This window comes from Bartonella sp. CB10SXKL (genome assembly GCF_042195515.1).
Lineage (GTDB): Bacteria > Pseudomonadota > Alphaproteobacteria > Rhizobiales > Rhizobiaceae > Bartonella.
Window position 1 is genome coordinate 33,278 of record NZ_JBHION010000014.1, and the last position, 6,306, is coordinate 39,583.

Consider the following 6,306-nt stretch of genomic DNA (forward strand, 5'->3'; position numbering starts at 1 on the left):
TCAATTTCCCTTTGTTTGAAAATTAGGAATTTTGAGTATTTGTTCAATGACTGTCATCACAATGAATACGAATAAGGCTATTAGAATATAAAGAGCCGTAACAAGTAAATAATTTTCGTAAACATGGCTTACCTCTTCAATTGCTTGGTATTGAAATTGCATGAGCTCATTTATTGAAACGGCGAATGCTATAGACGAATTTTTCACAATGCCCATTGCTTCTGAAGTAAGAGGTGGCATAATTGCACGTATAGCACGTGGTAGTATAATATAGCGATAACTTTGATAAGTTGTAAACCCCATTGCCATAGCAGCATAGCGTTGTCCAGAAGGAATCGCTTCAATGCCTGAACGAACCTGTTCTGCAATGCGTGCAGATGTAAAGAATCCCAATGCGCATGTTATTAAGAGAATGGGGGAAAATTTCATCGCTGGTGGATAAATCTTCGGAACAACAAAATACCACAAAAACACTTGTACAAGGAGGGGAATATTACGCATAATCTCTACCCAAATAGTACCGATAGTGCGAAATATATAATTGATTATGGATGTTTTGGGTAAAGTGCGCATTGTTCCTATAACAACACCACACAATACAGCTAATATAAGTGAAGTTATAGACAATATAACCGTATTTTTAAAGCCATCGAGAAGTGTATCTAAATAGGTATGGCTCACGCCGGGAGTCCCCAAGCATCCTGTTACCAATGTTTGAGTAAGGTCATCTCTACAAAGGAAAGAAAAGTCCATTAATTGATATTCCCTCAAATTAGTCATTCACAAATAGGGCAATAAACCAAGCGCATCTACATAGGCCAAATTTATTAAAAAGTGAATTAAAATATAAACCACACTCAATTTCAAAAGAGTGTGGTTCTTTTTTATTAAATTCTATAAATCTTTTTCTGCGTAGCTTTCTCGAGGTTTATTATTTGGGTGATCCCAAGCATATCTTGTTTGTTTTGACAAGGGAAGGTTCATAACAGTGTTAGCAGGTGGGATCGGTTTCATAAACCACTTATTATAAAGCTTTTCCAGTGATTCATCTTTAATCTGACGTACGATACTATCGTTGATTGTTTGTTCAAATTTTTTGTCATTTAATCTGAGCATACAGGCAATAGGTTCGACTGAAAGTACAGTATCAAGAATGACATAATCAGATGGATTCTTTGATTTAGCAATATGTCCAGCAAGAATTGAAGCGTCCATGACAAAAGCATCTGCCTTACCAGATTCTAATAACAAAAAACTATCTCCGTGATCTTTCCCCTTTAAAACTTTAAACTGAATGTTTTTTGCACGTTTATTTTTACGAATAAGTTGAACAGATGTTGTACCGGTGGTCGTTGCAACTGTTTTTCCATTTAAATCCTCAAGAGATTTAATGTTAGAGTTTTTCTTTACAGCAATCCGAACCTCCTCAATGTATGTCGTATAAGCAAATGCTGCTTCTTTACTGCGGGCAAGATCATGTGTTGTTGAGCCGCACTCAAAATCATAGGTTTTATTTTTTAAGAGAGGAATTCTATTTTGAGAAGTGATGGGAAGATAATGAATTTTAATTGGTTTACCAATTTTTTTTGAGATATCATCAATGATCCGTTCTGCCATTTCTGTATGAAAACCTACATATTTATTATTACCAAGGGCGTAGGCTAAACCAGATGATTCACGGACACCTAAAGTAATTTCCCCTGTTCGTTTTATTTTTTCAAGAGTATCATGTTCAGCATGTGCGAAACTTGAGAATCCAATGGCCGTTGCTGCAATAAGCATTAACAATGATTTCTTCATTTATGTCCTCCATTCATTTATTTTTATTTTAGTTGCTTAAGATATACTGTTTATATGCTGTAGCATAGTTATTATTTTTGAGTGGATTTTTTTTGTTGTCTCATGAAATGAGGATTGTACTTTCTTAATTGATATTAAGGTGAATCCAAACAGGAACGTGGTCGGATGGTTTTTGATATCCCCTTACTTCTGCTTGGCTATGAGCGCAAATTAGTTGATCAACAGCTTCTGGTGATAATAATAAATGATCAATGCGAATCCCATTATTCTTAGGCCAAGCACCTGCCTGAAAATCCCAAAAACTGAAGGAGGGAGTATCGGTGACATTCCGGATAGCATCATAAAAACCTAAATGAAGAATACGTTGGAATGCTTTTCTTGTTTCTCCAAGAAATAAGGCATCTTGATACCATTCTTGAGGTTTTTTTGCATCTAATGGAGCGGGGATGACATTATAATCACCCGCTAGAATAAGGGGTTCTTCATACGCAAGCAATGATTTTGCATGTGTATATAATCTTTCCATCCATTCTATCTTATAGGAATATTTTTCACTCTCAATAGGATTCCCATTTGGCAAATAGAGAGATGCAACACGAACAACACCTTTGTTTGTTGAATAAACTGCTTCAATGTAACGTGTTTGTTTATCATTATCATTGCCTGGTAATCGACGGATCACTTCATCTGGTGTTTTTTTAGAGAGAATCGCAACGCCATTAAAACTTTTTTGTCCGTGTGTTTCTATATGGTAACCTAAACTTTCAATTGCATCGCGTGGAAAATTTTCATCAATACTTTTAATTTCCTGTAAACAGACTATGTCCGGCTGGCTTTGCTGCAGCCATTGACATAATGTTTCATGTCGTGCTTTTATCCCGGCAATATTCCACGTTGCTATTTTCATGGCGCTCATCATTAGATATCAAATATGCAATTCAATTTACTGCATTTATGTTTTGCTACAGTCATATCGCTACTTTTTTATTTATAGGGATATTACTTATGGTAAATTGATTTATCAAGAGTAGCGGTAAAAGCAAATTTAAAGCTTTAAAATTTAATTTATTTTCATTTTTAAAAACTTTCTGCTGTTTAGTTCTTGACGAATGTACGTGTTCTCGCTATTAGAGATGGATATAGCCGATGTGGGTGTAATCAGGTGCTTTGGATATGAACCGGAAGATTATTCACAGGTGTTAAGAAGATTAAAAGTAAATCCTAGTGCAAAAGGCTACTGCCTTCTCTGCTTATGGTCGGGTAAACTGTTTTTTGCAGGTGTGCCCGATTTTGTGTGTAGACTTAAATATCTGTTCCGATTCTGTTGGGGTGGATGGAAATGAAAATAGAAAAGCCCGATTGGGTGAGAAGAATATAGATCAAAAAGAGGAAGGTTGCATGCCTACCGTAAACCAGTTGATTCGTAAGCCGCGTGTGGCGCCAGTTAAACGTAATAAGGTTCCTGCTCTGCAGTCGAATCCGCAGAAGCGTGGTGTTTGTACGCGTGTTTATACAACAACGCCGAAGAAACCTAATTCTGCTCTTCGTAAAGTTGCTAAAATTCGCTTGACGAATGGATTTGAGGTGATTGGTTATATTCCTGGAGAGGGACATAATCTTCAAGAGCACTCTGTTGTGATGATTCGTGGTGGTCGTGTAAAAGATTTGCCAGGAGTTCGTTATCACATTATTCGTGGTTTGCTTGATACCCAGGGTGTCAAGAATCGTAAACAGCGTCGTTCAAAGTATGGCGCAAAGCGTCCAAAATAATATTGAGAGACAAAGCCAATGTCCCGTCGTCATAGAGCAGAAAAGCGTGAGATTAATCCAGATCCAAAATTTGGTGATTTGGTTATTATGAAATTTATGAATGCCATTATGTTTGATGGTAAAAAATCAGTTGCAGAGCGTATTGTTTATGGTGCACTCGATTCTGTAGAAAAAAGAGTAAAAACAGATCCTGTGGCTCTATTTCATCGGGCCTTAGAGAATGTTGCTCCTCATATTGAGGTTCGTTCACGCCGTGTTGGTGGTGCTACTTATCAGGTTCCGATTGATGTTCGTCCTGATCGTCGTCAGGCTCTTGCTATTCGTTGGTTGATTGCGGCGGCGCGTGGTCGAAATGAAACGACGATGGTTGAGCGTTTATCTGGTGAATTGATGGATGCGGCTAATAATCGTGGTTCTGCCGTGAAAAAGCGTGAAGATGTTCATCGTATGGCTGAAGCTAATCGTGCTTTTTCTCACTATCGCTGGTAGAAGTTTTAAACTAAGGCAAATATAATGGCTCGCGAATATAAAATTGAAGATTATCGTAATTTTGGTATTATGGCGCATATTGATGCTGGTAAGACTACGATGACTGAACGTATTCTGTTCTATACCGGTAAGAATCATAAAATTGGCGAGACCCATGATGGTGCTTCTACGATGGATTGGATGGAGCAGGAGCAGGAGCGCGGTATTACGATTACGTCTGCTGCGACAACGACGTTTTGGGAAGGGCAGGACGGTCGGAAGCGTCGCTTTAATATTATTGATACGCCAGGGCACGTTGATTTTACCATTGAAGTTGAGCGCTCTTTGCGTGTTCTTGATGGCGCAATAGCTTTGTTGGATGCAAATGCTGGTGTGGAGCCTCAGACGGAAACTGTTTGGCGGCAAGCTGAGAAATATCGCGTGCCTCGTATGGTTTTTGTTAATAAAATGGACAAAATAGGAGCTGACTTTTATCGTAGTGTGGAGATGGTTGGTTCTCGGTTGGGTGCTAAAGCGCTTGTTTTGCAGTTGCCGATTGGTGCTGAAAATGACTTTGAAGGTGTTGTTGATCTTGTAGAAATGAAGGCTTTAAAGTGGGATGGTTCTATTGGTGCCTCGGCGGTGATAAGTGAAATTCCCTCTGATTTAAAGGAGAAAGCTGAAGAATATCGCGAGAAATTGATTGAGATGGCTGTGGAGGTTGATGAAGCAGCGACAGAGGCTTATTTAGAGGGTGTTATGCCAACCAACGAGCAGCTTGTTTCTCTCATTCGTAGGGGGACAGTAGAAGTTCAGTTTCATCCGGTTCTTTGTGGTACGGCTTTTAAAAACAAGGGGGTGCAGCCACTTTTGGATGCTGTTGTTTCCTATCTTCCTTCTCCAGTTGATATTCCGGCGATTAAGGGTATTGATGTAAAGACTGAGGCTGAGACGACACGCGAATCTTCTGATGATGCTCCGCTATCTATGCTTGCTTTTAAAATTATGAATGATCCTTTTGTTGGTTCATTGACGTTTTGTCGTATTTACTCAGGTAAAGTTCAGAAAGGTATTTCTCTTGAGAATACTGTGAAAAAGAAGAAAGAGCGTTTGGGGCGTATGCTTCAAATGCATTCAAATTCTCGTGAGGATATTGAAGAAGCTTTTGCTGGTGATATTGTTGCTCTTGCAGGACTTAAGGAGACGACAACAGGGGATACTCTTTGTGATCCTTTGAAGCCTGTTATTTTGGAGAGGATGGAATTTCCAGAGCCTGTTATTGAGATTGCAATTGAGCCGAAAACAAAAGCAGATCAAGAAAAAATGGGTATTGCTCTTAACCGTCTAGCGGCCGAAGATCCTTCATTTCGTGTTAAATCGGATGAGGAATCTGGTCAGACTATTATAGCTGGAATGGGTGAGCTTCATCTTGATATTATTGTTGACCGTATGCGGCGTGAGTTTAAGGTTGAAGCAAATGTTGGGCAACCTCAAGTTGCTTATCGTGAGTCAATTACTAAAATGGCGGAAATTGATTATACGCATAAGAAGCAATCGGGTGGTGCCGGTCAATTTGCTCGTGTGAAAATTGTTTTTGAGCCTCATGATGGTGATGACTTTATTTTTGAGTCAAAGATTGTTGGTGGTGCTGTTCCTAAAGAATATATTCCCGGCGTCCAAAAGGGGATTGAGAGTGTTATGGGGTCAGGTCCTCTTGCGGGCTTTCCTATGCTTGGTGTAAAAGCGACTCTCATTGATGGTGGTTATCACGATGTTGATTCTTCGGTTTTGGCTTTTGAGATTGCGGCTCGTGCGGCTTTTCGTGATGGGGCAAAGAAGGCTGGTGCACAGCTTCTTGAACCGATCATGAAGGTGGAAGTTGTTACACCAGATGATTATGTTGGTGATGTTATTGGTGATCTCAATTCTCGTCGGGGACAGATTTCAGGAACTGAAGCGCGCGGCATTGCAACGGTTGTGAATGCAATGGTTCCTTTGGCGAATATGTTTGGTTATGTGAATACTCTTCGCTCTATGAGTCAGGGGCGTGCGCAGTATACAATGCAGTTTGATCATTACGAGCCTGTACCTTCGGCTGTTGCTTTGGAGATTCAAAAGAAATACGCGTAATTTCAGGTTGGTAATTAATTTTTAACTTAATCCTTGGCTTGGACGGAAAATGGAGAGCTCAAATGGCGAAGAGCAAGTTTGAACGAACAAAACCGCATGTTAATATTGGTACGATTGGTCACGTTGATCATGGGAAGA

At 39.5% G+C, this 6,306-nt stretch carries 6 protein-coding genes and 1 pseudogene; 4 read left to right on the top strand and 3 right to left on the bottom strand.

Annotated elements, in window-relative coordinates:
- From ACFIK3_RS07810 to xth, 3 genes are all read right to left on the bottom strand, one after another.
- Complete coding sequence (locus ACFIK3_RS07810) at nt 1-753, bottom strand: amino acid ABC transporter permease (RefSeq protein ID WP_375618567.1); 753 nt, start codon at nt 751-753, stop codon at nt 1-3.
- Nucleotides 754-894: 141 nt separating this feature from the next.
- A complete protein-coding gene (locus tag ACFIK3_RS07815) occupies nt 895-1,800 on the bottom strand; it encodes a transporter substrate-binding domain-containing protein (RefSeq protein WP_375631472.1) in 906 nt (301 codons plus the stop codon).
- Between the two features lie 124 nt (nt 1,801-1,924).
- A complete protein-coding gene (gene xth / locus ACFIK3_RS07820; protein WP_273791451.1) occupies nt 1,925-2,707 on the bottom strand; it encodes an exodeoxyribonuclease III in 783 nt (260 codons plus the stop codon).
- Nucleotides 2,708-3,198: 491 nt separating this feature from the next.
- On the opposite strand from xth, the gene rpsL reads away from it, so the two are divergent.
- The 4 genes and pseudogenes from rpsL to ACFIK3_RS07840 form a co-directional block, all read left to right on the top strand.
- Nucleotides 3,199-3,570 (top strand): 30S ribosomal protein S12, encoded by a 372-nt coding sequence (gene rpsL / locus ACFIK3_RS07825; RefSeq protein ID WP_005773262.1) that lies wholly within the window; start codon nt 3,199-3,201, stop codon nt 3,568-3,570.
- 18 nt (nt 3,571-3,588) lie between these two features.
- Complete coding sequence (gene rpsG / locus ACFIK3_RS07830) at nt 3,589-4,059, top strand: 30S ribosomal protein S7 (protein WP_273791452.1); 471 nt, start codon at nt 3,589-3,591, stop codon at nt 4,057-4,059.
- Between the two features lie 24 nt (nt 4,060-4,083).
- Complete coding sequence (gene fusA, locus ACFIK3_RS07835; protein WP_273791453.1) at nt 4,084-6,168, top strand: elongation factor G; 2,085 nt, start codon at nt 4,084-4,086, stop codon at nt 6,166-6,168.
- A gap of 62 nt (nt 6,169-6,230) precedes the next feature.
- Nucleotides 6,231-6,306: pseudogene (locus ACFIK3_RS07840) on the top strand (elongation factor Tu); the annotation flags it as partial.

Bases quoted from the DNA above. Each gene is read 5' to 3' on its own strand.
- rpsG (WP_273791452.1), top strand. From the start codon at position 3,589: ATGTCCCGTCGTCATAGAGCAGAAAAGCGTGAGATTAATCCAGATCCA.
- fusA (WP_273791453.1), top strand. From the start codon at position 4,084: ATGGCTCGCGAATATAAAATTGAAGATTATCGTAATTTTGGTATTATG.
- xth (WP_273791451.1), bottom strand. From the start codon at position 2,707: ATGAAAATAGCAACGTGGAATATTGCCGGGATAAAAGCACGACATGAA.
- rpsL (WP_005773262.1), top strand. From the start codon at position 3,199: ATGCCTACCGTAAACCAGTTGATTCGTAAGCCGCGTGTGGCGCCAGTT.
- ACFIK3_RS07815 (WP_375631472.1), bottom strand. From the start codon at position 1,800: ATGAAGAAATCATTGTTAATGCTTATTGCAGCAACGGCCATTGGATTC.
- ACFIK3_RS07810 (WP_375618567.1), bottom strand. From the start codon at position 753: ATGGACTTTTCTTTCCTTTGTAGAGATGACCTTACTCAAACATTGGTA.